Source organism: Wolbachia endosymbiont (group A) of Cydia amplana (genome assembly GCF_964028495.1).
Classification (GTDB): domain Bacteria; phylum Pseudomonadota; class Alphaproteobacteria; order Rickettsiales; family Anaplasmataceae; genus Wolbachia; species Wolbachia pipientis.
The window spans coordinates 483,815-507,251 of record NZ_OZ034792.1; the positions used below are offsets into that span (position 1 = coordinate 483,815).

At 35.4% G+C, this 23,437-nt stretch carries 16 protein-coding genes and 2 pseudogenes; 13 read left to right on the forward strand and 5 right to left on the reverse strand.

Going from position 1 to position 23,437, the window contains the following annotated elements:
• Nucleotides 1-93: 93 nt before the first annotated feature.
• From ABWU40_RS02435 to ABWU40_RS02475, 9 genes and pseudogenes are all read left to right on the forward strand, one after another.
• Entirely contained in the window at nucleotides 94-1,419 is a 1,326-nt protein-coding gene (locus ABWU40_RS02435) for a dihydroorotase (protein WP_353279309.1), read from the forward strand.
• A gap of 198 nt (nucleotides 1,420-1,617) precedes the next feature.
• A complete protein-coding gene (locus tag ABWU40_RS02440; protein ID WP_015588880.1) occupies nucleotides 1,618-2,802 on the forward strand; it encodes a dicarboxylate/amino acid:cation symporter in 1,185 nt (394 codons plus the stop codon).
• A gap of 3 nt (nucleotides 2,803-2,805) precedes the next feature.
• Nucleotides 2,806-3,402 carry an orotate phosphoribosyltransferase gene (gene pyrE / locus ABWU40_RS02445; protein ID WP_015588881.1) on the forward strand — a complete coding sequence of 199 codons (597 nt, stop codon included), beginning with the start codon at nucleotides 2,806-2,808 and terminating at the stop codon, nucleotides 3,400-3,402.
• Nucleotides 3,403-3,499: 97 nt separating this feature from the next.
• On the forward strand, nucleotides 3,500-5,329 hold the full coding sequence (gene typA, locus ABWU40_RS02450) for a translational GTPase TypA (protein WP_015588882.1): 1,830 nt from the start codon (nucleotides 3,500-3,502) through the stop codon (nucleotides 5,327-5,329).
• A gap of 62 nt (nucleotides 5,330-5,391) precedes the next feature.
• A pseudogene (locus ABWU40_RS02455) lies at nucleotides 5,392-5,637 on the forward strand (PD-(D/E)XK nuclease family transposase); the annotation flags it as partial.
• Between the two features lie 969 nt (nucleotides 5,638-6,606).
• Nucleotides 6,607-9,168, forward strand: coding sequence for an ATP-dependent chaperone ClpB (clpB, locus tag ABWU40_RS02460; RefSeq protein ID WP_353279311.1), 2,562 nt, complete (start codon nucleotides 6,607-6,609; stop codon nucleotides 9,166-9,168).
• A 27-nt stretch (nucleotides 9,169-9,195) separates the two neighbouring features.
• Nucleotides 9,196-13,947 (forward strand): NAD-glutamate dehydrogenase, encoded by a 4,752-nt coding sequence (locus ABWU40_RS02465; protein ID WP_353279313.1) that lies wholly within the window; start codon nucleotides 9,196-9,198, stop codon nucleotides 13,945-13,947.
• 4 nt (nucleotides 13,948-13,951) lie between these two features.
• Complete coding sequence (locus ABWU40_RS02470; protein WP_010082258.1) at nucleotides 13,952-14,248, forward strand: hypothetical protein; 297 nt, start codon at nucleotides 13,952-13,954, stop codon at nucleotides 14,246-14,248.
• Nucleotides 14,220-15,602 (forward strand): PleD family two-component system response regulator, encoded by a 1,383-nt coding sequence (locus ABWU40_RS02475; RefSeq protein ID WP_353279315.1) that lies wholly within the window; start codon nucleotides 14,220-14,222, stop codon nucleotides 15,600-15,602. Before ABWU40_RS02470 ends, ABWU40_RS02475 begins: the two co-directional genes overlap by 29 nt.
• 793 nt (nucleotides 15,603-16,395) lie before the next feature.
• On the opposite strand, the gene recO is transcribed toward ABWU40_RS02475, so the two are convergent.
• The 3 genes and pseudogenes from recO to ABWU40_RS06305 all read right to left on the reverse strand — a co-directional run bounded on the left by recO (nucleotide 16,396) and on the right by ABWU40_RS06305 (nucleotide 18,348).
• Complete coding sequence (gene recO / locus ABWU40_RS02480; protein WP_141456877.1) at nucleotides 16,396-17,118, reverse strand: DNA repair protein RecO; 723 nt, start codon at nucleotides 17,116-17,118, stop codon at nucleotides 16,396-16,398.
• Nucleotides 17,102-17,248: a hypothetical protein gene (locus ABWU40_RS02485; RefSeq protein ID WP_007548499.1), complete on the reverse strand. Its 147-nt coding sequence runs from the start codon at nucleotides 17,246-17,248 to the stop codon at nucleotides 17,102-17,104. Before ABWU40_RS02485 ends, recO begins: the two co-directional genes overlap by 17 nt.
• A 76-nt stretch (nucleotides 17,249-17,324) precedes the next feature.
• Nucleotides 17,325-18,348, reverse strand: a pseudogene (locus tag ABWU40_RS06305) (PDDEXK nuclease domain-containing protein).
• 171 nt (nucleotides 18,349-18,519) lie between these two features.
• Between ABWU40_RS06305 and ABWU40_RS02500 the strand changes: the two are divergent.
• The gene (locus tag ABWU40_RS02500; protein ID WP_015588888.1) at nucleotides 18,520-19,140 is read left to right on the forward strand and encodes a hypothetical protein; all 621 of its coding nucleotides are present in this window, start codon (nucleotides 18,520-18,522) and stop codon (nucleotides 19,138-19,140) included.
• 204 nt (nucleotides 19,141-19,344) lie between these two features.
• On the opposite strand, the gene ABWU40_RS02505 is transcribed toward ABWU40_RS02500, so the two are convergent.
• Nucleotides 19,345-19,683, reverse strand: coding sequence for an outer membrane protein assembly factor BamE (locus tag ABWU40_RS02505; protein WP_006279908.1), 339 nt, complete (start codon nucleotides 19,681-19,683; stop codon nucleotides 19,345-19,347).
• Nucleotides 19,684-19,814: 131 nt separating this feature from the next.
• Here ABWU40_RS02505 and ABWU40_RS02510 point away from each other — a divergent pair, with 131 nt between their 5' ends.
• The 3 genes from ABWU40_RS02510 (at nucleotide 19,815) to tsaB (ending at nucleotide 22,657) form a co-directional block, all read left to right on the forward strand.
• Nucleotides 19,815-20,804 carry a ribonucleotide-diphosphate reductase subunit beta gene (locus ABWU40_RS02510; RefSeq protein ID WP_006280119.1) on the forward strand — a complete coding sequence of 330 codons (990 nt, stop codon included), beginning with the start codon at nucleotides 19,815-19,817 and terminating at the stop codon, nucleotides 20,802-20,804.
• A gap of 138 nt (nucleotides 20,805-20,942) precedes the next feature.
• The gene (locus tag ABWU40_RS02515) at nucleotides 20,943-22,073 is read left to right on the forward strand and encodes a cation:dicarboxylate symporter family transporter (RefSeq protein WP_015588889.1); all 1,131 of its coding nucleotides are present in this window, start codon (nucleotides 20,943-20,945) and stop codon (nucleotides 22,071-22,073) included.
• Nucleotides 22,073-22,657, forward strand: coding sequence for a tRNA (adenosine(37)-N6)-threonylcarbamoyltransferase complex dimerization subunit type 1 TsaB (tsaB, locus tag ABWU40_RS02520; protein WP_141456879.1), 585 nt, complete (start codon nucleotides 22,073-22,075; stop codon nucleotides 22,655-22,657). Before ABWU40_RS02515 ends, tsaB begins: the two co-directional genes overlap by 1 nt.
• Here the strand turns inward: tsaB and ABWU40_RS02525 are convergent.
• Complete coding sequence (locus ABWU40_RS02525; protein WP_141456881.1) at nucleotides 22,652-23,275, reverse strand: hypothetical protein; 624 nt, start codon at nucleotides 23,273-23,275, stop codon at nucleotides 22,652-22,654. The two genes, tsaB and ABWU40_RS02525, sit on opposite strands and share 6 nt — an antisense overlap.
• Between the last annotated feature and the right edge of the window lie 162 nt (nucleotides 23,276-23,437).

Consider the following 23,437-nt stretch of genomic DNA (forward strand, 5'->3'; position numbering starts at 1 on the left):
TTTAATTCAAGACAGCTCTTAGTCTGTGTTTTAATTTGGTTGTGTTTTATTAAAAAAACTTTAGATTTATTGCATAATCGATACTCAAATATAATGACACAGACTTGGAATTTGTTACAAACAGGGCAAAAGGAAGGCTATAAAATTGCGTATACTAATGCTCGTATTATCGACCCGGAAACTAAACTTGATATAAAAGGTTCGCTATTGACTGAAGGGGATAAAATTGTTGATTTTGGCGAATCATTATTTTCAACAAGTGGGGTCGATGAAACAATAGACTGTAAAGGGCTTGTTCTAATGCCAGGCCTTATTGACATTCACGTACATTTTCGTGAACCAGGGCAGGAACATAAAGAAACTATATATACAGGTAGCAAATCTGCAGCTGCAGGAGGCGTTACAACTGTAGTTTGTCAGCCAAACACTATTCCAGCAATTGATAGCGTTGTTTTGGCTAAATATTTGAAATATAGAGCACTTGAAACTTCACATGTAAACGTTGAATTTTACGCTAAAATCACCACTTCGGAAGAAAAGTTGACTGAAATGGCACTTTTAAAGGAAGCAGGTGCGGTTGGGTTCACTGATGATGGCATGCCAGTTATGAACCCAATGATTATGAGACAGGCGCTGCTTTATTCAAGTATGCTGGGTGTTCCTATTGCTCAACATGCAGAAGATTTAAATTTATCAGCAGGTGGTGCAATCAACGAAGGTAAAATTTCTGAAGAATTGGGAGTAAAGGGGATCTTAAGTGCGTCAGAATCGGTTATGGTAAGTCGCGATATACTGCTCATGAAAGATATGGAGAATGTGCACTACCATATTCTACATGTCTCTTCAAAAGATTCACTTGATGCTATTAAACGTGCAAAAGATTTGGGATTAAATGTTACGTGCGAAGTAACCCCTCATCACTTCACTTTGACTGAAGATATAGTAAAACAACATGGGGCAATTGCAAAAATGAACCCGCCACTTCGCACTGGAGAAGATCGTTTAGCTATGGTTGAAGGTTTAAAGACAGGTGTGATTGATTGCATTGCAACCGATCATGCTCCGCATGATCGTAGTTCTAAAGATCTGCCACTTGAAAATGCTGCATTTGGTATTGTTGGCCTTGAAACAATGCTGCCCCTTTCACTTGAACTCTATCACAGTGGGCAAATGGGTCTACTTGATGTGCTCGCAAAATTGACATATAAGCCTGCAGATATAATACACATACCACGTGGTCGTATACAAAAAAACCTTGCTGCAGACTTAATTTTAGTTGACCTCAATCATGAATGGGAAATTAAAACTGACAACTTTGCTAGTAAATCAAAGAATTCTCCTTTCGATGGTCGCAAAGTAAAAGGACACGTAGTACGTACTGTTGTGTCCGGCAAAACTATATACTCGCAGAAGAGTTAGTTATCATATCTTATCTATTCCAATTTGTTATCACCAGAATGGGCTAAGTGCACCTAAATTTAAATTAAGAAATCTTACACTGTCTCCGAATAAACACATCCTCTTATCTTTCCCTAATCTGTAAAGTTATTTTGTCTATCAATCTGATTCCAAAACAGCAAAATTATTGTATAATGTTACTTTGAAGTTTTATTTTCAATGCACAAGTTTGCAATACTTTTTTCTATACTGCTTGCAATAGTTGCTTACTATTTAAACAACGAAGTTATATTTGAAATAGCAAAGCTATTTAGTGACATATTTGTTAGTTTGTTGAAATTAATAAGTTTACCTTTAGTTTTTCTATCTATAGTTTCCACAATTTCAGGACTCAAAGACTCAATTGAAATTAAAACCTTAGTTAAGAAAACACTATTTTATACGCTGCTTACAACTATTATAGCTGCGTTTGTTGCATTATCGTTTTATTTGTTAATAGATCCAGCAAGAAAAAATTTCATAAGTAATACAATAGGGAGTGTTAACAGCAATAACCACAGTTATTTTTCATATTTAAAATCACTCATTCCTTCTAATTTTGTGCAAGTCTTTCTTGAGAATAACATTATTGGTAGTATATTAATCGCTTTTTTGATGGGCGGAGCTATTATTTCACTTTCAAAAGAAAAGCAGGATATATTACATCAAATATTCTCTGCACTTTTTGATACACTACTTAAAATTGCTCAAGGGTTATTAAAATTTATTCCGCTTGCTGTTTGGTCTTTTATTACATGTTTTTTGCATGAATTAAAAGGTGGTAGCGAGTTCTACAATCTTTTATGGTATTTTGTTTGCATAATGTCTGCAAATTTTGTGCAGGCATTTCTGATCTTACCGCTACTTATGTGGTATAAAGGCATATCACCAATTCAAACGCTAAGGGGGGTTATGCCAGCGTTGACGCTCGCATTTTTCTCTAAATCATCCAGTGCAACATTGCCAACAACTATAGAATGTGTGCAGAACAAGCTAAAGGTGCCAAAGAAATTGTCGTCTTTTATTTTACCAATATGCACAACAATTAATATGAATGCATGTGCTGCATTTATACTAATCACTGTAATGTTTGTTGCAGAAATGAACGGATACGCATTTTCCTTGAGCGAAATGTTGATATGGATTTTTTTAGCTACAGGGGCTGCAATTGGTAACGCTGGAGTGCCTATGGGGTGCTATTTTATGGCAACCAGTTATCTCGTATCGATGAATGTTCCTTTGCATATTATGGGACTGATTTTGCCTATTTATACAATCATCGATATGTTTGAAACTGCAATAAATGTGTGGTCTGATATTTGCATAACTCAGATAATTAATAAAGAATGTAATAGTGAAACTTAAAAAATGATATTAGACGAAAATAACCTAATAATAAAAGAATTTAAAGAAGCAGAAGCAATTTTGCATGGGCATTTTGTTTTATCATCCGGACTGCATAGTGGCACATACATACAGTGTGCGAAGATTTTTGAAAATCCAAGCAGAGCCATGAAAGTTTGCGCATTATTAGCAGATAAAATAAAAAAAGAATTAAATAGCTCCATAGATTTAATATTATCTCCTGCAATTGGTGGAATAATTGTGGGTTATGAGATTGGCAGGCAGCTTGGAATAAAGACAATGTTTTGCGAGCGCGTTAATGGCAAGTTTGAATTACGCCGTGGATTTGAAATTAAAAAAGGTGAAAAAATATTACTTATTGAGGATGTGATAACCACAGGTAAATCTTCGCTTGAAGCAGTGGAATGTGCAGAAGGGGAAGGAGGTAAAGTTGTTGCTGAAGCTTCTTTGATAAAGAGAAATAGTGAAACGAAACTGCCTTTTCCTGTCATATCTTTGATTGAACTGAACATCAAAAACTACAGCGAGGAAGAACTTCCAAGTGAATTAAAACAACTACCCATAACAAAACCTGGGAGTAGAGAATATTTAACAAAGTAATCCTATAATATCTTGGAAGCACAGCACAGCTTTAGTTATTTACTCTAAGTGTATTTTATGTATACTTATTACTAAATTAATTTTGAAATGATAGAAAATGAACGAATTTAAATCGATCCGAAATATAGCAATAATCGCACACGTTGACCACGGGAAAACTACTTTACTCGATAACATGTTAAAACAAAGTGGCACGTTTCGTGAGAATCAAGAAGTTCAAGAGCGAGTTATGGATAGTGGCGACCAAGAACGTGAGCGCGGAATTACAATACTTGCAAAGTGCACATCAATAATGTGGGGCGATGAAAAGATCAATATTATTGATACGCCAGGGCACGCGGACTTTGGTGGGGAAGTGGAAAGGGTATTGTGCATGGCAGATGGTGTGTTGCTGCTGGTTGATGCTGCAGAAGGTCCAATGCCACAAACAAAATTTGTGCTCTCAAAAGCACTAAAAGCAAATTTGAAGCCAATTGTGATAATCAATAAGGTTGATCGACCAGACAGCAGAATTGATGAAGTACTAAATGAAATATATGAGTTATTTTTTAACCTTGATGCAACCAACGAGCAGCTAGATTTTCCAGTGTTGTATGCTTCAGGTAGAAATGGTTGGTGTGCTAAGGAGCTTTCTGATGAAAGAAAAGATTTAAGCCCATTATTTTCAACGGTTATAGATTATATAAAACCTTCTGTTTATGATCAAAATGCACCTTTTGCTATGTTGGTCACTCTACTTGAGTCTGATAAGTTTCTTGGCAGAATATTGACAGGAAAGGTTTATCAGGGTGTTGCACAAGTTAATTCAGATCTTAAGGTGCTTGACCTCGATGGCAAAGTAATTGAACGAGGAAGATTAACTAAGTTGCTCTCATTTTCTGGCTTGAAACGCATTCCAGTAGAACAAGCTGTGGCGGGAGACATAATTGCAATTGCAGGACTTGAGGAAGCTTCGGTTTCAGATACTATAGCAGCACCAGAAGTTACAACTGCAGTAAGCTCAACTCCAGTTGATCCGCCAACAATGGCGATTACTCTGAGCGTTAATGATTCACCTTTTGCTGGGCAAGAAGGTACAAAGCTTACTTCAACTGCTATAAAGGATCGTTTATATGCGGAAGCAGAAACAAATGTTGCAATTACTGTGACTTTGGCACCAAGCGGTGAAGCATTTGAAGTAGGTGGGCGTGGTGAGTTACAGCTTGGAGTGTTAATTGAAAATATGAGGAGAGAAGGTTTTGAGCTTTCGGTATCACGCCCTCGCGTGTTATTTAAAGAAGAAGGCGGTAAAAAACTTGAACCTATAGAGGAAGTAGTAATTGATGTAGATGATGAATATAGTGGAATCATCATGGAAAAACTCAGCTTCCGTAAAGGTGAAGTAACTGACATGAGACCTTCTGGTAATGGCAGGACAAGATTAACGTTTTTAGTGCCATCAAGAGGATTAATCGGTTATCAAGGAGAGTTTTTAACTGATTCTCGTGGCACAGGCATAATTAACCGTTTATTTCACAGTTATGCTCCACATAGAGGTCCAATTTCTGGAAGGCGCAATGGAGTTTTAATTTCTACAGATAAGGGTGAGGCTGTGGCATATGCAATTTTCAATTTGCAAGACAGGGGAATTATGTTTATTAAGCCACAGGATAAGGTATATTGTGGCATGGTTGTCGGCCAGCATAGCCGTGACAATGATTTGGAGATAAATGTGTTAAAGGGTAAGCAATTAACAAACGTAAGAGCTTCAGGTAGTGATGAAGCTATAAAGCTCACTCCACCAAAGATAATGACACTGGAGGATATGATAGCGTATATAGATGATGATGAATTGGTGGAAGTAACTCCAAAATCTATACGTTTACGCAAGAAATTCCTTGATCCAAATGAACGTAAGCGTGCAGGAAGGGCAAAGAATAAGGAGTAATCAGAGGTTGAACATTTGCGAAAAATAGTGTATAATTATTCGTCTCCTAATTGTATTTAATTATGGCCTTTTCGAAATTTCTCGATCCAAAAAACAATTTCGCGTTCAAGAGAATATTTGGCACTGAGAAAAATAAAGATATTCTCATTCACTTTCTCAATGATATATTGGGCTTCGCTGGCAAAGATGAAATAGAAGAAATAGAATTTCTCAGCACTATCATGGATGCTGAGATTGCCTCTAAAAAACAAAGTATTGTTGATGTTTTCTGTACTGATTCTGCTGGAACCCAGCTAATTATTGAAATGGTGCGACCTGAAAGTCTTAGGTCATATTGTTTAAAAGGAGAGGAATTCCTTCAGAAAGAAACTAAAAGAGTTCTAAAACTTATTAAACCAGATGTTTTGCCATCTGAGTCTACGCATCAGTGCGAATCGGGTAACCGGTTGGTGCCAAGCGATGCGGACAATGAACCTCCTCTTGAAAAAGAAGATGCTCAATCGTGAAAGGAGCATAAACTACAAGCATCATGTGGTTGGAGAGCTAGGCTTAGTGGTATGGTGAACGTAAGTGAAGCTTCATAAGTATCGTAACGATTAAAGAGCTAAAGATGCTGATAAGCTCCGACCAAAAGGTAATGTGACATTTTTCATTTCTGGATGTACGCAAATCACCGGTATAGAGAAGTCACCTAACCCACTGTTGTATGACAGAAGGAACAGGGTAAGCCTGTATTTCCGCATATATGGCAAGCAAACCGCAAGGAACGCTGATGAAAATGCAGGTAAAGGATAATGGAGAAAGCGAATGCCATTTTGTAACGAAATGTATAGAATTTGTAACATTAATTCGCGTGAAAACGAGCAGATTTCCATTTGGTCCCTCGTGACAAGAAACTTTGTTAACCACTTGAGGTAGAGAAGCAGATGACCTTACCCACAGAAATGATGAAGAAATTAGGAATATTTTTTACAAAAAGGACAATACTAACAAAAGAACTTTATTCTATTTAGAATATAAAGTTACAATAAATTTTCCTGTCATCTCCAAATAAATTACATTAACTTAGTATTGTATATTGTTAATAACTTAAATAATACAACCATTTTCAGCAACAAAAACCAAAGGTCTTGAGATACAAGATATTTGTATGGTTACTATGATAGTTCCTTTTTTAAGAAAGTTTTAAATTTCATACCTAACAATAAACAACTTTAGGTTTAAATTTATGAAATCAGTTGTTATATACATCAGCAAATACGAATTTAACTGGTGTTATGGACTTAAATAAATTTGCCGAAAAAGCAAAAAGTATAATTCAAAGTGCTCAAATGAAAGCGTTGGGAGCTGGGCATCAGATTTTTATGCCTGAGCATTTACTAAAAGTGATGCTTGAAGATGAATCAGGTTTAGTTCAGGATTTGATAAACGCTTGTGGTGGAAGTGTGCAAAGTATTTCTGATGCTGTGGATAGCGCAATAAAAAAGTTGCCAGTAATTGAAGGTCCAGGAAGTGGTGGCCTTCAACTTTCAAGAGAAATAGCAAAAGTTTTTGAAGATTCAATTGGTATTGCAAGAAGAAATAAAGATTCATTTGTTGCTGTTGAGCGTTTACTACAGGGCCTCACTGCACAAAAAGATGATACTGTAGGCAAAATTCTGGCAGAGAATGGTGTGACTCTACAAAAACTGAACTCAGTTATTGCAGAAATGAGACAAGGCAGCAGTGCGGACTCGCCAAACAGTGAGGAAAAATTAAACGCGGCAAAGAAATATACAAAAGATGTTACAGAGCTTGCTATGCAAGGAAAGCTTGATCCTGTAATTGGTCGTGATGAAGAGATCAGAAGAACTATGCAGGTATCACTGAGGCGGACAAAAAATAATCCAGTGCTGATCGGTGAACCTGGTGTTGGAAAAACTGCAATAGTTGAGGGGCTTGCAAATAGAATTGTTGCAAACGATGTGCCACTTGGTTTGCATGATGCAAAGGTCTTAGCTTTGGATCTTGGAGCACTAATTGCTGGCACTAAGTTTAGAGGAGAGTTTGAGGAAAGGTTAAAAGCAGTGATTAATGAGATTTCGAGAGCGGAGGGAAAAATTATATTATTCATCGATGAATTGCACACTTTAGTTGGAGCAGGAGCAACAAGTGGTGCAATGGATGCCTCGAATCTGCTGAAGCCTGCTCTTGCGCGTGGAGAAATTCGCTGTATAGGAGCCACAACTTTAGATGAATATCGTCAGCATATAGAAAAAGATCCTGCACTTGCAAGGCGTTTTCAGCCTGTGTTTATCTCTCAACCAACTGAAACTGATACCATTTCAATACTCAGGGGTTTGAAGGAAAGATATGAGGTGCATCATGGTATAAGAATTACAGATGGTGCAATAATTGCTGCTGCAAAGTTGTCCAATAGATATATAACAGATAGGTTTTTACCTGATAAAGCAATTGATTTGATTGATGAAGCAGCAAGCAGGGTGAGAATTGAAATGGATAGCAAGCCTGAAGTTATTGATGAACTTGAGAGAAAGGTTATACAGCTAAAGATTGAAGCAGAGGCTTTAAAAAAAGAAAGTGATGAAAATTCTAAACAGCGTTTAAAAAAGATAAATGAAGAGATCGAAAATCTAAACAGTAAATTTGCTGACTTGAACAGCAAATGGCAGATGGAAAAGAATAAAATAGCTAGAATACAAGAAACAGCCGAAAAATTAGATAACGCTAGAAAAGAGTTGGAATTAGTTCAGCGTAGTGGGAATTTGGGAAGAGCAGGAGAGCTGATGTATGGTGTGATTCCTCAGCTTGAGAATGAATTAAAAAATCAGGAAAAGGTTACTGATAGTTTCTTAAAGAAAGAAGTGACTGGAGATGATATTGCAAACATTGTTTCAAAGTGGACAGGAATTCCAGTTGATAACATGATGCACAGCGAAAAGGAAAAACTTCTCAACATGGAGAATGAAATAGGAAGAAGAGTAATAGGGCAGAAAGATGCAATAGAAGCGATAAGTAATGCAGTTAGGCGCTCCCGCTCTGGGGTGCAAGATACTAATCGACCTTTTGGTTCATTCTTATTCTTAGGCTCAACCGGGGTTGGTAAAACCGAACTTGCGAAAGCCTTAGCTGAATTTCTGTTTGACGATCAATCAGCGCTTCTGCGTTTTGATATGTCAGAATATATGGAAAAACATTCTGTTTCAAAGCTAATTGGCGCGCCTCCAGGGTATGTTGGCTATGAACAAGGTGGCAGATTAACTGAAGCGGTAAGAAGAAGGCCATATCAGGTTATTCTGTTTGATGAAATCGAGAAAGCAAATCCAGATATATTTAATCTATTGCTACAGATCTTGGATGAGGGGAGACTCACTGATAGTCATGGTAAATTAATTGATTTTCGCAACACCATACTGATTTTAACTTCTAACCTTGGCGCTGAGATAATGCTAAAAGGGAATGTTGATTCTGTAAGAAATGAAGTGATGCAAATAGTTAAATCAACATTTCGTCCAGAATTTTTAAACAGGCTGGATGAAATTATTATATTTCACAGTTTAACCAGAGATGACATCTATAAAATTATAGATGTTCAATTTTCTTATTTACAAAAAACACTTGCTAAGCGTAAACTGAGTATAAGTTTGTCGCAGGAAGCTAAAGAACTAATAGCACAAACTGGCTATGACCCTGAATATGGAGCAAGGCCCTTAAAAAGGGTTATACAAGAGTGTATTCAAAATAATTTAGCTAAATTAGTTTTATCAGGGGAAGTAGTAGAAAATGATGAGCTAATAGTGTACGCTCTTGATAATGAAATCTTAGTTAAAAAGGTTTAAGTTCACTGTGTATTTTTGTTAAAAAAAATGTGTATAGATCATAATGTTGACACTGAGTCTTTATTTAAGCTAGCTGATCAAGAAAATCAGCAAGATAAAGAAAAAATTAAAAAATTCATTAAGTATTTTTATAGTTTTGTTTATAAAAGCGACCTAAAAGCCAATGATAAGTTTTTGCTATATATTGTAAACGATGCTTACAATTTTGTTTCTCAAAAAGAGAAAGATGAAAGTAAGTTAGTAGTAAGCAATATAGATGATATACCAGGAATAGAAGGCGATTTTACCACGATTAAGATAACAAACGATGATATGCCATTTTTGGTTGATTCTGTTATTGCAACTATTAAATCGCACAATTTAACCATATGCTATTACAGCAACAGCATAATTAACATTAAAAGAAAAGATGGCCTAATAGACGAGATTTACTCTTTGGAAGAAAGCAATGGAGTCAAAGAGTCAGTCATATATGTAATTATCAAAGGTATAAGTGACAGCTTTGTTGATACATTAAAAGAATCTCTACAGAAAACGCTGAAAGCGGTTAATTGCGTTGTGAAAGATTGGCACTTAATGCTCAAGAAACTTGATGAGGCAAGTCTTTCTGTCATCCCAGTACTTGATACTGGGATCCAGGAAAAGGACACGTGGATTCCAGTGTCACGCACTGGAATGACACCAGACCGAAATCAAGAGCAAAAAGATTTTCTAGTTTGGTTAAAGAATAATAACTTCGTATTTCTAGGTTATCAAGAATATATTGCTGGTAAAGATGAAAAACTCGTCTGTGACAGCAAAAAGGACCTTGGCCTGATGAGAGTAGGTCAAAGTACGTTGATTCCTTCTGCAAACCTTGATTCCCTATACATATTGAGATCAGATCTAATCTCAATAGTCCATCGGCGTACATACATGAATTGTATAGGAGTAAAAGAATTTGATGACCAGGGTAATGTGGTAAAGGAACGGCGTTTTTTCGGGCTATTTACTTCTGTAGCGGAGGTCCAAGATATTAGAACTATTCCAATAATAAGAGATAAAGTTAAAGTTATAGAAAAAAGTGCAGGGTTTGTAACCGGGGGCCACAATAACAAAGCTCTAATTTATATTTTACAAGTATTCTCATGTGATGAATTGTTCCAGTCTAATGAGAAAGAATTATTTCAAATTTGTACTTCTATTATGTCCCTTGCAATAAGACCAAGAGTCAAGTTATGCTTAAGAAGTAAGGGAGCGTTTACTAGTTGTATAGTGCTGATACCGATGCGTTATGCTAGCTCCAGGCTAATGCTCAAGATAAGCAATATATTGAAGGATGAGATAAATGCAGAAAGTTCAGATATTTATAACCACCACATTATAAACGAATATGACTTAATGAAATTGCACGTGGTGCTAAAGGCTAAAAACGCTAGTATTCCTGATGATGAAGTTTTGCGTATCGAAAACAAATTAAGGAACATTACGGAAAAATGGGAAGATCGTTTTATAGACAATTTATATAATACTTTTAGCACTGTTGAGGATATATTCATCCGTTATTGCAAGGCATTTCCAATAAGCTATCAAGAGAGTTTCGAACCTCATGACGCATATTACGATATGAAAAAATTGGAGATAGTGAGGAAAAAAAGAGTTAGCGAGGTCGATTTAAGACTTACTCGTGACAATCTTAATTATCAATTAAAGGTTTACACTTCGAGCAATGGAGGTCTTGAATTATCGAAGATATTAAGAATTACTAAGAATTTGGGAGCTAAGATTCTATCTCATAATGGCTATTACATAGAAATTAACGGCGGAATATGGATACACCATTTTGTGTTGTCAAGAGTCGATGAATTAATAGACAACATTACTCTAAAAGAGCAATTTGAAATAACACTTGCGAAAGTGTTTAGCAAGGAAATTAAAAATGACTATTTCAATAGTTTGATCATTATTGCTGGGCTCAAGTGGAAAGAAGTCCTTCTGGTTAGAGCGTTAAGTGCTTACCTAAAGCAGACGTCATTTAACTACAATCCAGAATATATCCAAAAGGTAGTCTCAGAGCATCCAAAAATAGTAAAGTATTTGATACAACTATTTCATGCAAGATTTGATCCTAACATAGACATTGATAGAGCAGAAACTACGGACATTGTCAGAGAAAAAATTGAGGAACTTCTAAAAGAGATCAGCAATGTTTCACATGATTACGTTTTGCGCTCGATATTTAACTTGATAATGGCTACTTTAAGGACCAGTTATTATCAAGACGATAAACCATATTTATCTACAAAATTTGACTCAAGTAAAATAGATGGTTTACCTGATCCTCGTCCGTATCGTGAATTGTATATTTATTCAAACCTTTTTGAGGGGATACATCTAAGAGGAGGGAAATTAGCCCGTGGTGGCTTAAGGTGGTCGGATAGGACGGAAGATTTTCGCACTGAAGTTTTGGGGCTCATGAAAGCTCAGATGACAAAAAATGCGGTTATTGTCCCTGTTGGTGCAAAGGGTGGGTTTGTAATAAAGCAAGCTTATAAAGATAAGAATATTTTAAGAGAGAAAAGTGTTGAGTGCTATAAGAGTTTCATTAGAGGAATGCTTGATATTACTGATAATGTAGTTGATGGTAAAATAATTCCACCAAAGGATGTGATTAGGTATGATGAAGACGATCCATACTTGGTGGTTGCGGCAGATAAAGGCACTGCTTCATTTTCTGATTATGCCAACCAAATAGCCTCTGAGTATAATTTTTGGCTTGGTGATGCATTTGCATCTGGTGGATCAGCAGGTTATGACCACAAAAAGATGGGTATCACAGCAAGAGGTGCATGGATTGCAGCACAGAGGCATTTTTGGAAAATGAATAAGGATATTTACCAAGATGTAACTGTAATTGGGATTGGAGATATGGCTGGCGATCTATTTGGAAACGGTATGCTGCTTTCAAAAAATATACATTTAATCGGCGCATTTAACCATATGCATATTTTTGTTGACCCAAACCCTGATGCAGAAAAGAGTTTCACAGAGCGTAAACGTCTCTTTGAGTTACCATTTTCAACCTGGATGGATTATAACAAAGATTTGATCTCTCAGGGTGGAGGAGTATTTGAGCGTAGCAGTAAGCAAGTAAACATTTCTCAAGAAATAAAAAAGTGCTTTGATATAACAGAAGATATGCTACCTCCAAGTGATTTGATTAGATATCTGTTGAAAGCAAAAGTGGACTTCATATGGAATGGAGGAATCGGCACGTTTGTTAAGGCAAAGAGTGAAAATCATAGCATGGTCGGTGACAAAGCAAACGATGAGTTAAGAGTGAATGGTAAAGATATTAGAGCTTCTATGTTTATAGAGGGTGGAAATCTTGGTTGTACACAGTTTGGAAGAATAGAATATGCTGAAAAAGGTGGATATATCAATGCAGACTTTGTTGATAATTCAGCCGGAGTGATATGTTCGGACCTTGAAGTTAACATTAAGATTGCATTTGTTTCAGCTATGAAAGCAGGGGGTATTTCTTTAGAAAAAAGGAATGAAATACTGGCAAGTATGGTGGATGAAGTTGCATCCAAAGTGCTTGAGAACCACAACAAAATTGAAACAAAAGCATTACTTCTTGAGTGTTTGCAAGCTAAAGAGAGATTGGAGCAGCACCACAGGTTACTGCTCAGTTTAGAAAAATCTGGGCTGTTAAACCGAAGCGTAGAATTTCTTCCAACTGAAGAAGAGATAGCAAGGATGTTAACTGGTGCAGAAGGTTTCAGTTCTCCTCAGCTCTCTGTTCTAATGTCTTATGCTAGAACAGCAATAAAAAATGAAATTATACATTCCGATCTGTCTGAAAAAGATCTTATATCTCATGACTACTTGCTAGGTTATTTTCCTAAAAAGATGGTAACAAAGTTTAAGGATTTCATATTAAAACACCAACTTCGTAGAGAAATTATCTCTACTTGCATTGCAAATGATGTAGTGAATAGAATGGGCTGTATATTCATCAATAATTTGGCTGAGAACACTGGAATTAAGATACAAGAAGCGGTTAACATATATATTGTTGTTAACCACCTGTATGATTTAAACAGCCTGTGGCAGAAAATTGATGAATTGGATGGAAAAATTGATGTTAACTCATACTTACAAATAGTGAGGAACGTGCAGAAATTTATTGGCAGAGTATCATTTTGGCTAGTGAAAAATCTTGGCAAGCTTAGCTTTGTAGAATTGGATGATGTTACAAAATTTAAAGATGCAATTGAAACTTTAGGCCAGAACTTAACTGATGTTTTAGATGAACACCTATTAAAGATCTATAGCCATGGATCAACTTCTTTAGTAGAACTTAATATAAATAAAGATCTAGCAAAAAAAGTTGCTGATCTATGCGTTCTTGCTTATGCACTGGACATTATATCTGTTGCTGAACAGACATCTTTGTCCATTCTTGATGCTGGTAAAATATACTTTGAGTTAAAGTCGCTGTTAAGATTCGATCTGATTAGAACAATTGCCATCAAGATGAAAAGCCGCTCTTCTTATTGGGATCGCAGCTTAGTTAATGATTTATTGGACGATTTAAGCAATTACCATCACAAGCTAGCTGTTAAAGTCATAAAAGCTACTGATAACCCCGAAGATAAGGTTCAAACCTGGGCTTGTGATGATAAGGACTACATAGAACGTTATAATAGTTTTTTAGATGAGATGGTTGCTTCTAAACTTGATTTAAGCAAATTAATATTTATAATCAGAAGGATTAAAGTACTTGCTTCATAGGAAAATGTTCAATATAGGTCTTTCAGAAATTTTAGTTGTAGCTTTAGTGAGCATAATTGTTCTTGATAAAAATAAGGTACCTGTATTTATTGATTTTATTAAGACTATATATAGGTATTTTACAATTGTAAGGTTAAAAGCCAGAAGGTTATTGAAGGATGCCGGAATTGAAGACTTATATAAAGAGTGTAATACTGAGAAAGTAAATTACATAGTTGGTAAAAATGGTAAGCTTTATCCTACTTACGATATAGATAATACATCTAAAGATAATGACAGCGAAGATTCTGGTAGTAGATGATGTACTATCTAATGTCAAGCTTTTAGAAGCTCGACTAAAAGCAGAGTACTATACGGTTATCGTAGCTCATGATGGTGAAGAAGCTATAGATTTAGTAGCAAAGCAGCAGCCTGATATTATATTACTTGATATCATGATGCCAAAGATGAATGGCTTTGAAGTTTGTAAGGAGCTAAAGAGTGATCCCTTGACAACCCATATTCCAATAATTATGGTAACTGCGCTGCATGATACTTATGATAGAGTGCAAGGTATTAATGCTGGCGCGGATGATTTTCTGACTAAACCAATAAACAAAACTGCTTTATCTGCACGAATTAAGTCTCTCACACGCTTAAAGATGATTATCGATGAATTGCGTTTGAGAGGAGAAACTAACGCTGAGATTGGTGGAGTCGCAGGAAACAGTATTATGGATTATTCCAATCAGATTTTTGATGCTAACATACTTGTTATAGATGAGGATGTTCATCAAGCAGAGCAGATATATAATATATTAAAGCAACGCTTTAGGTCAATTAAAATACTGAGTGATCCAATAGAAGCATTGAAGGTTGGTATTGAGAATGGTTACGACCTGATCATTTCTGATATGCAATTTTCAAAAACTGACGGCTTGCGTTTGTGTTCTGAGTTTCGTAGTAAGGTGGAAACACGTTATACACCAATTCTGATTCTTTCTGAGGATTATGATAAAAACAATTTAGTAAAAGCACTTGATGTAGGTGCTAATGATTATTTAACAGTACCTTTGGATGAGGGTGAGTTAATAGCAAGGGTTAATTCGCAAGTGAAACGCAAAAGATATCAAGATGCCTTGAGAATGAATTTATTTAATAATGCGGAAATGTCTATAAAGGACCCATTAACTAACTGTTATAATAGAAGATATTTTGATGCACACTTAAGAAACATTGTTAAGGACTCTGTGGAAAAGGATAGAAGGTTGTCTCTTATGATACTTGATATAGACTATTTTAAGATGGTGAATGACAGTTTTGGGCATAGTGCTGGAGATGAACTTTTAAAGCAAATACAGAGAAGAATTTCTGAAAATATTAGAGTGACAGATTTGTTAGCTAGATTTGGTGGTGAGGAATTTGTTGTTGTAATGCCAGATACCGATACATCAGATGCGTATACTATTGCGGAAAGAATACGCAAAATTATTGCTAAAAAACCTTTTATACTTGCGGATAAAAATACAACCCACGATGTAACTGTGAGCATTGGAATTGCAGAAATGCAAGAATCTGACCTTGACAATATTAAAGAATTTATAGTACGTGCCGACAAATATTTATATAAAGCAAAAAACAGTGGTAGAAATAGAGTGGTTACTGGCTATAGCTAAAGTGGCTTAAGTTTGCCGACAACCGTCATTCCGCTACTAGTTAGCGGAATCTATGCTGAGATACCGCGAATGAATCGCGGTATGACGGTTTGTGGCGGCATGACGATAAGGTTTATACCTTGTCATCCCAGTGCTTGACACTGGAATCCAGTTTTCCATATAATCTCATCGAAAACGTTGTAACCACTTTCCATGCTAGTTTGCTTGTTCACAAGCAAATTTTTCTGGATCCCAGTGGGCTTTGTTGCATCGCTAGCTATGATGGATAAAGATAAAAAAGGTAGAGAATATCAGTAGCTTATTATTCTGGTATTTATAACAAGAACGGTCAGTGAATACCTAAATTTGAGTAAAAGAAATTTCACTACCACTCACTAATCCGGCTAAAATTCAAGAATTTCAATGCTTTAGCTATTTTCAATAGAATTAAATTTATTAATATAAATAATAAATTACTATTCTTAAATTTGATCAGATTGATTGCAAAAAAACAAGATTTTCAATAGGTTGCTTATAATCCTAACTATAGTTAGCCTTTCATAAGTAGCGATGCAACAAAGCCATCCCAGTGTCTGGGCACTGGGATGACATCATAGGGGCGCTGGGATGACACCCTGACAACCGTCGTCCCGCTGCTTGTTAGCTGGATCTATGCTAAGAGATACCGTGAATAAATCACGGTATGACGGTTCGCGGTGGCATGACGATAAGTTCGTCATCCCGCTACTTGTTAGCTGGATCTATGCTGAGAGATACCGCGAATGAATCGCGGTATGACGTAGGACTGCTAAGATTAAAGCGACAACATGAGGTTTCTCAGCTCTGGAAATTTCACGTTTAACTGCAAAAATAGATACTTATTTAAAAAATATCCTGTGACTTTCAGTCCTAACTGAAATTCTTGGAATGAGTAGCTGTTTTGTAGGGTATTATTGTATACATCATGCAACATTTGTGGAAAAGGTAGGAGTTTATCTGCATAATAATCTCCTACTTTTTTTGACACTGCTCTACCAGTTTTTGGAGAAATAAATTGTAAATTTTCCTTAACACCTGTTACAGCGCATTTGGATAAGTCTAACTTGAATCCCAATTGCGTAAGAAGCAGAAGCTCTAAGTTAAGATAATGGCTTTGCCAAGACTGATTGTTGTGTTTAATTACATCGATGAAATATCGAAAATTGTCATACAGCACGGCACAGGGTTCACTTTCTGGAAGCACTTTTTCTAAAATAGAGGAGAAAGAAACAATAGTAATGCTTTTTAACCTATCTTGAAAGAAATGATGGAATGGAGATTCGATTAATTCGCACTTAAAAAAACCTAGATTTTCAGGTAACTTAGCACTCCATTCTGCATGTAATAGATTACTTATCTGAAACTTATAATTGCTATTGTTTGTTAGCTTAGTTAATCCCCTGCGCTTTCCATGATTTTTTGTAAACAGAGAAAGAATTAAGTTTTTATCGCCGTATTTTTTAGCAGCTATAATGATGCCTTCATCTTTCCATCTCATTTAGAGTGTATTGACCGTATGATATATAGGATAGTGCACCTAGAGCGTGTAATCCATAAAAATCACTTACTCCGTTACTGTTTGCTTCCAAAGTTTCAAGGCTATGAGAGAGTAAGTTATTGGCTGCCACTCTTCTTCCTGAGCCTGATGCATTTCATACTGAGCTTTTGGTTTGCTAAATAATTGTTTGAATGATTTTAGTAACATTACTTTTCCTCGTCTGAAATTTTGGATAATTCAGCTTCTAATTCTTCTATCGTCGGTAAAGCTGTTTTTATGTTCTCTGGTAGATTTTCAGTTATTCGATATTCTGCTAGCCCTATTGGCTTGTTCATGTCTCGGAGTGTATATTTAGCAAGTACATCGTCTTTAGATTTACATAAGATTAACCCTATAGAAGGTTGATCTGTCGAGTGCTTCAGTAAATCATCAACTGCAGAAAGATAAAAATTCATTTTACCAGCATATTCCGGCTTAAAATCCTTATCTTTTAGTTCAATCACTACGAAGCAACGTAACTTTAAATGATAGAATAATAAATCAATATAAAAGTCTTTATTACCAACATCTAAATGAAATTGTCTACCAACAAATGCAAATCCTTCACCGAGTTCTAACAGAAATTTTTCCATATGCCCTACGAGTCCTTTTTCTACTTCTCTTTCATGAGCATCCTTACCTATACTTAAAAAATCAAAAATATACGGATCTTTTAATGTGTAATGTGCTAGATCGGATTGTGGAGATGGTAATTTTTCTTTAAAATTAGTTATTGCTTTTCCTTGACGTTTATGTAGTCCAAGTTCTATCTGCATCACCATAATGTTACGTATGTTCAATAGCTTTTTTTACATAAAATAATCTTATTTCATGACTTTCTATTTTTTCCAAAAGAGTGATATTGTGATACCAAGTTAATTGTGCAAGAGGCTCCTGCACAAATTCAACATCAGGATATTCTTCGGCAAACTTACGCATATACTTCAGATTTCTCGTGCTAAAGCCTTTCATTTCTGGAAATGTACTTCTCAAATCCTTACTTAATTGATCAATTACCTTAGCTCCCCAGCCGTGTTCTCTTTGCCGTTTTAAGATTTCTGTTCCAATATAATGGTAGAGCAAGATAAGCTTACTATTTACTGCAAGCGCTGCCTTATAACGGCTTGTTGCAATACGATCTTTCAACTGCTCTAAAAATTCTGTATATTCTTTTCCTATAATTTTTGTCATACGGTTCCTTTTAATCCATTATACAATTCTTTGTCTGTCGAGAAGGCAATCTTTCGCTTGCCTGCAACTTTGAAGGGATTCCTTATTTACTTCAAACTTGTCCATCAACTAAAATATATTGACTTTACATGCAATATTAGCTTTAAACCAGTAAAACAAGCTGCTTAACATATGCGTTTTTTCTATTCTAATTACATTCTTTTTTTATCTTCATGTGGTTTTCTGCTTTTTTCGTTACCTTCAACAAAAGCCCAAACGAATGATACGTCAGTTGTTTCTATACCACAAAGGAAAAAAGAAACAGTTGGGCACACTGTTGTAGCACAACCGAGGCAAATTATCGAAATGCAAGAAGAAGTCATTATTAACGAGGGTAAAGAATTTATTCCTGTTCCAAAAAGAAAAAAAAGTGTAGAGAAGAAACTAAGAAGGGATGTTAAAGAGGCAAAGAATGAAATAGGAAACGAAAAAAGCGTTGAGAGCAAAAAGGATGAATTAGTTGTAACAGAAATTATTAACTCTATAAGAGACAAACTTACAAAATGCTGGAGCATTCCTGAAAGCATAGCTTACAAAGAAAATTTTAGTATAAAAATCAACTTATTATTATCCAGTCAAGGTGAGATAATTATGGCCGATATAGCAGACAGTAGTTCCTATCGAGATAATCCACTTTTCAGGTCGATAGCAGATAACGCAATGCGTGCAGTATATAAATGTAGCCCATTAACCGGCTTGCCTATTCAGCACCACCACATTTGGCGTGAAGTAACACTAGACTTTATTCTATAGCTAAAGTAATTGCAGCTGCATGAATGTTGTGAACGTCACATTTCACACGAAAATGTAATTCAATGATGGAATTGCGTACAAAATAGATTCCAGATACAAGTGTCATGCTACTTGGGTAACATCCTTCCTAGTGGACTAAAATCACAATATTCGTACAGTTATGGAATGAACCGCGGTATGACGTAGGAAGATCTGAGCAAACTTTCAATCAGAAACAGCCAAAGATCTCTCTAAGATGTCAGTTTCTTTTGTATCTTCAACTTTACCGTCCTGGTCGAATGAAATTTGCAGAGACTTACTACTATACTTCCTTTTTCCTAAAAAATTGGCTTGTTTAATTTTATATGAGACATAGTACCAAACATTGTCATCGAACTTTGATACTAATGTTGGTGATCCTAAAGTGTGAACCACTTTTTCTTTATCGTCACCTACTTTTATCTTGCTCCACAATTCAACACTAATGCCAGGAGCTCCGTGATTGTGAATAGTGTGAGTGCAGCTCACTGTAAATAATAAAATAAAAGATATTAATACTCGCATTTCTGTTGATAAATTACTTGAAGCTATAATACACTAATAAATTATCTGCCGTCAAATTTCAAAAAAGTTAAATTGACTGATTCTCAATATCACTTAATATAATATTTACTTTAGAAAATAATAGGTGTCTTATGTCATTGTTAGAAGCAGATCCAATATACAAACCTTTTAATTACCCTTGGGCGTATGATGCGTGGCTGCAGCAACAAAGAATCCATTGGATACCTGAAGAAGTTCCGCTCGCTGATGACGTGAAGGATTGGAAAACTAAACTTTCAAGTGTAGAAAAAAATCTACTAACCCAGATCTTTAGATTTTTTACTCAGGCAGACATTGAAGTAAATAACTGCTACATGAGGCATTATTCAAATATATTTAAGCCAACAGAAATATGCATGATGCTTGCAAGCTTTTCCAATATGGAAACCATACACATTGCAGCTTATTCTTATCTTTTAGACACAATTGGCATGCCAGAAAGTGAGTATCAAGCATTTTTAAAGTATGATGCTATGAGAAAGAAATATGAATATATGTTGGAATTCGAGGAAAGCAAAAAACACGATAAAAAACATGTAGCTAAAACTCTAGCAGTGTTTGGTGCATTCACTGAAGGGTTGCAGTTATTTGCATCATTTGCAATTTTGCTCAATTTCCAACGTTTTGGAAAAATGAAAGGAATGGGGCAGATAATCGCCTGGTCAGCCCGTGATGAAACTTTGCACACCAATTCAATTATCATGTTATTTAATACATTTATTAAAGAGAATAATGAAATTTGGGACAACGAGTTTAAAGAGGAATTATATTCTGCATGTCGCACCATCGTTGAACTTGAGGACGAATTCATAAAGCTTGCCTTTGATTTAGGAGATGTTGAAGGACTATCCGCAGAAGAAGTGCGCAATTACATACGCTACGTAGCAAACAGACGGTTAATGCAATTAGGTCTTGAGTCCATATATGATGTCAATGATAATCCTATTCCGTGGCTTGATGAAATACTAAATGGCGTGGAACATACGAATTTCTTTGAAAATAGAGTAACAGAGTATAGCCGTGCAGCAACTCAAGGCACATGGGAGGAGGCTTTTACTGAAAACGACACGAATAATAAGTGAGTGCTAATTTCACTCTTCTTTGTCATTCCAGTGTCAGCTACTTTCATTACACCATTTGCTGTGCAGTTTAGGCAGTTTTGCTTTACTTAACAACTAACTTACCATATATATGTCCATAGAACATTGGTATATAAGAACGTGCTACAACTACTAATCTTACTCACGGTCATCACTTCAGCTGCATTCTTTGGTCATTTAGTTCCAATGGAAATAAAAACCTTCTTGTACTCAGTGAGCCTTAGTATAAAAGAGGTTTTGCTATTTATAATGCCTTTTGTTATTTTTGCGTTAATCTTTAGCAGTGTTAACAATCTTAAGCAGTCAGCTATAAAGTTTATATTATTACTTATTATAATGATCTTCTTATCGAATCTGGCTTCAAGTTTAATAGCTTATTCTGTTGGGCATTTTATCATACAAAACACTTATTCAATACAAGATATAACGTATGAAGAAACAATTGTTCCTTTATGGTCGTTTAGACTGCCGCTACTCCTTTCTAATTTTTATGCCCTTGCTTGTGGATTTGTATCCAGCATAGTAGTGTCCACATTGCTACCCAAGAAAAGCAAAGAGCTTTCGAACAAAATGTTAGATTTAACTCTCTTTATTTTGAAAACGTTTTTGACGCCGATTATTCCAATATTTGTACTTGGGCTTGCTTTAAAAATGCAGCATGATCAAGTTTTATCTATAATATTTAAGGATTACTCAATAATTTTCATTATTATAGCATCTGCAACCTACCTTTATGTTTTCCTCTTATATGGAGCAGCAAATTCATTCAAGGTTACAAGCTGGATAGCTAGTATAGGCAATATGATACCGGCATTTATTACTGCAATGAGCACAATGTCTAGTAATGCAACTATGCCGCTTACTCTTGAAGGAAGCAAAAAAAATGTAAAGCAACCTGACATAGCATCGTCTGTTGTACCAATAACTGCTAGCTTTCATTTAGTAGGTGATTGCTTTTTTATTATAATATTATCAATGATAATTGCCTCCGGTTATTCATTATTCACAATAGATTATGTAACTTTTCTTCTCTATTTTTTGTTATTTAAGTTTGCTATCGTGGCAGTGCCGGCAGGAGGAATTATGGTAATGCTACCTATTCTTGAGAAACATCTCAAATTCTCTCCAGAAATGCTTTCGTTAATTACAGCATTGTATATAGTGTTTGATCCAATAATCACTTCAGCAAATGTTATGGGTAATGGTGCCTTTACTATGATGTTTGCAAAACTCTATGATAAGCTTAAGTAATGTCTATTTTAGCGATTGATACTGTAGGTATTGGTAGTTCAATAGCAATAGTTGATTATGATGGTAATTGTTTTGTAGAGCGCAATTCCGCCAGCAATAGTCATGCAGAATCATTTTTTAAAACTTTAAATACTTTATTTAATAAGCACAATTATAACTACGATAAAATAGACCATTTAGCGGTAGTAGTTGGACCAGGAAGTTTCACTGGAATTAGAGTTGGTATATCAGCAGCACAAGGTATAAATCTTGCTACAAATAAGCAGTTATATGGAGTTAGTGCGCTGGAAGTTCAAGCCTATGCAATATCTTTGCTTTGTAAAAATAGCAAAAAAAATATCAGAGCTATAATCAAAAATGCTCAAGGGTTTTATACGCAGTTATTTGATTTCAATTTATTGCCGCTGTCTGGTCCAACTGCAGCATGTGACCCTGGTCACGCTACAAGCAGTACACATATGGATTGCAATTTAAATGCTAGCCATGCAGGACTATTAGTTCATTATAGACTGAAGAACAAGCAAAAATTAAACGAAGTTGAAGCTTTATATTTAAATGAGCCTCAGTATATGAAATTGCTATAGATTATTCTTTTGCATACACGCAATTTGGCTAAGCTTGTGCATCTGGTTTACTATCTCTTGAGCTACTTCTTTTATACTCATATTTGAATTTTCTATCTCTATGGCACTCGGTGGTATAAATGAATCGTTAGTCCTCAATTTCTCTATAACGTTATTTACATTAATCACCCTCCTATTTTTTCTTTGCCTTTTTAATGCAATACGCTTTTGTAATGTCAGTAGATCGCACCTGAGTACTACAGGAAGGATTTCTGTGCCCATTTTTTTACTAAGCCTTACTATTGAATCATACGTCCTCATGTTCTGGTCATTATTTTCCATCAACTCATCAATAAATATGTAATTTTTTGAGTGAATCGGATAATTTTCTATTACCTGAAGCATAATTTGCATAATGCCATATATTCTATCTTGAACTTCTTTAGGTATTGGATCATGTTCAAAGACACCATCGTATATAGAGCAAGCTTGAACATTGTTATAGAACTTGCTATTTACAATTAATGCGTCTATCATATTAGATAATTCTATTGCTGTGGAAAGTTTACCACTTCCCGAAAGACCAGAGAGATATATGAAAAATCCTGCTGGCTGTTTTTTTGTGTTAATATTTACCATATTATTTTCAATCTTGAAACTTACATTTATAATAACATAAAAATGAAGCTTTAAAACATATGAAATATTATATAGAAAATTATTTTTGTAGTTAAGATATTGTGTAATTTAAAAACATAAATTCTGTATATAAACTCTATAATAACGATAACTATTTTTAAG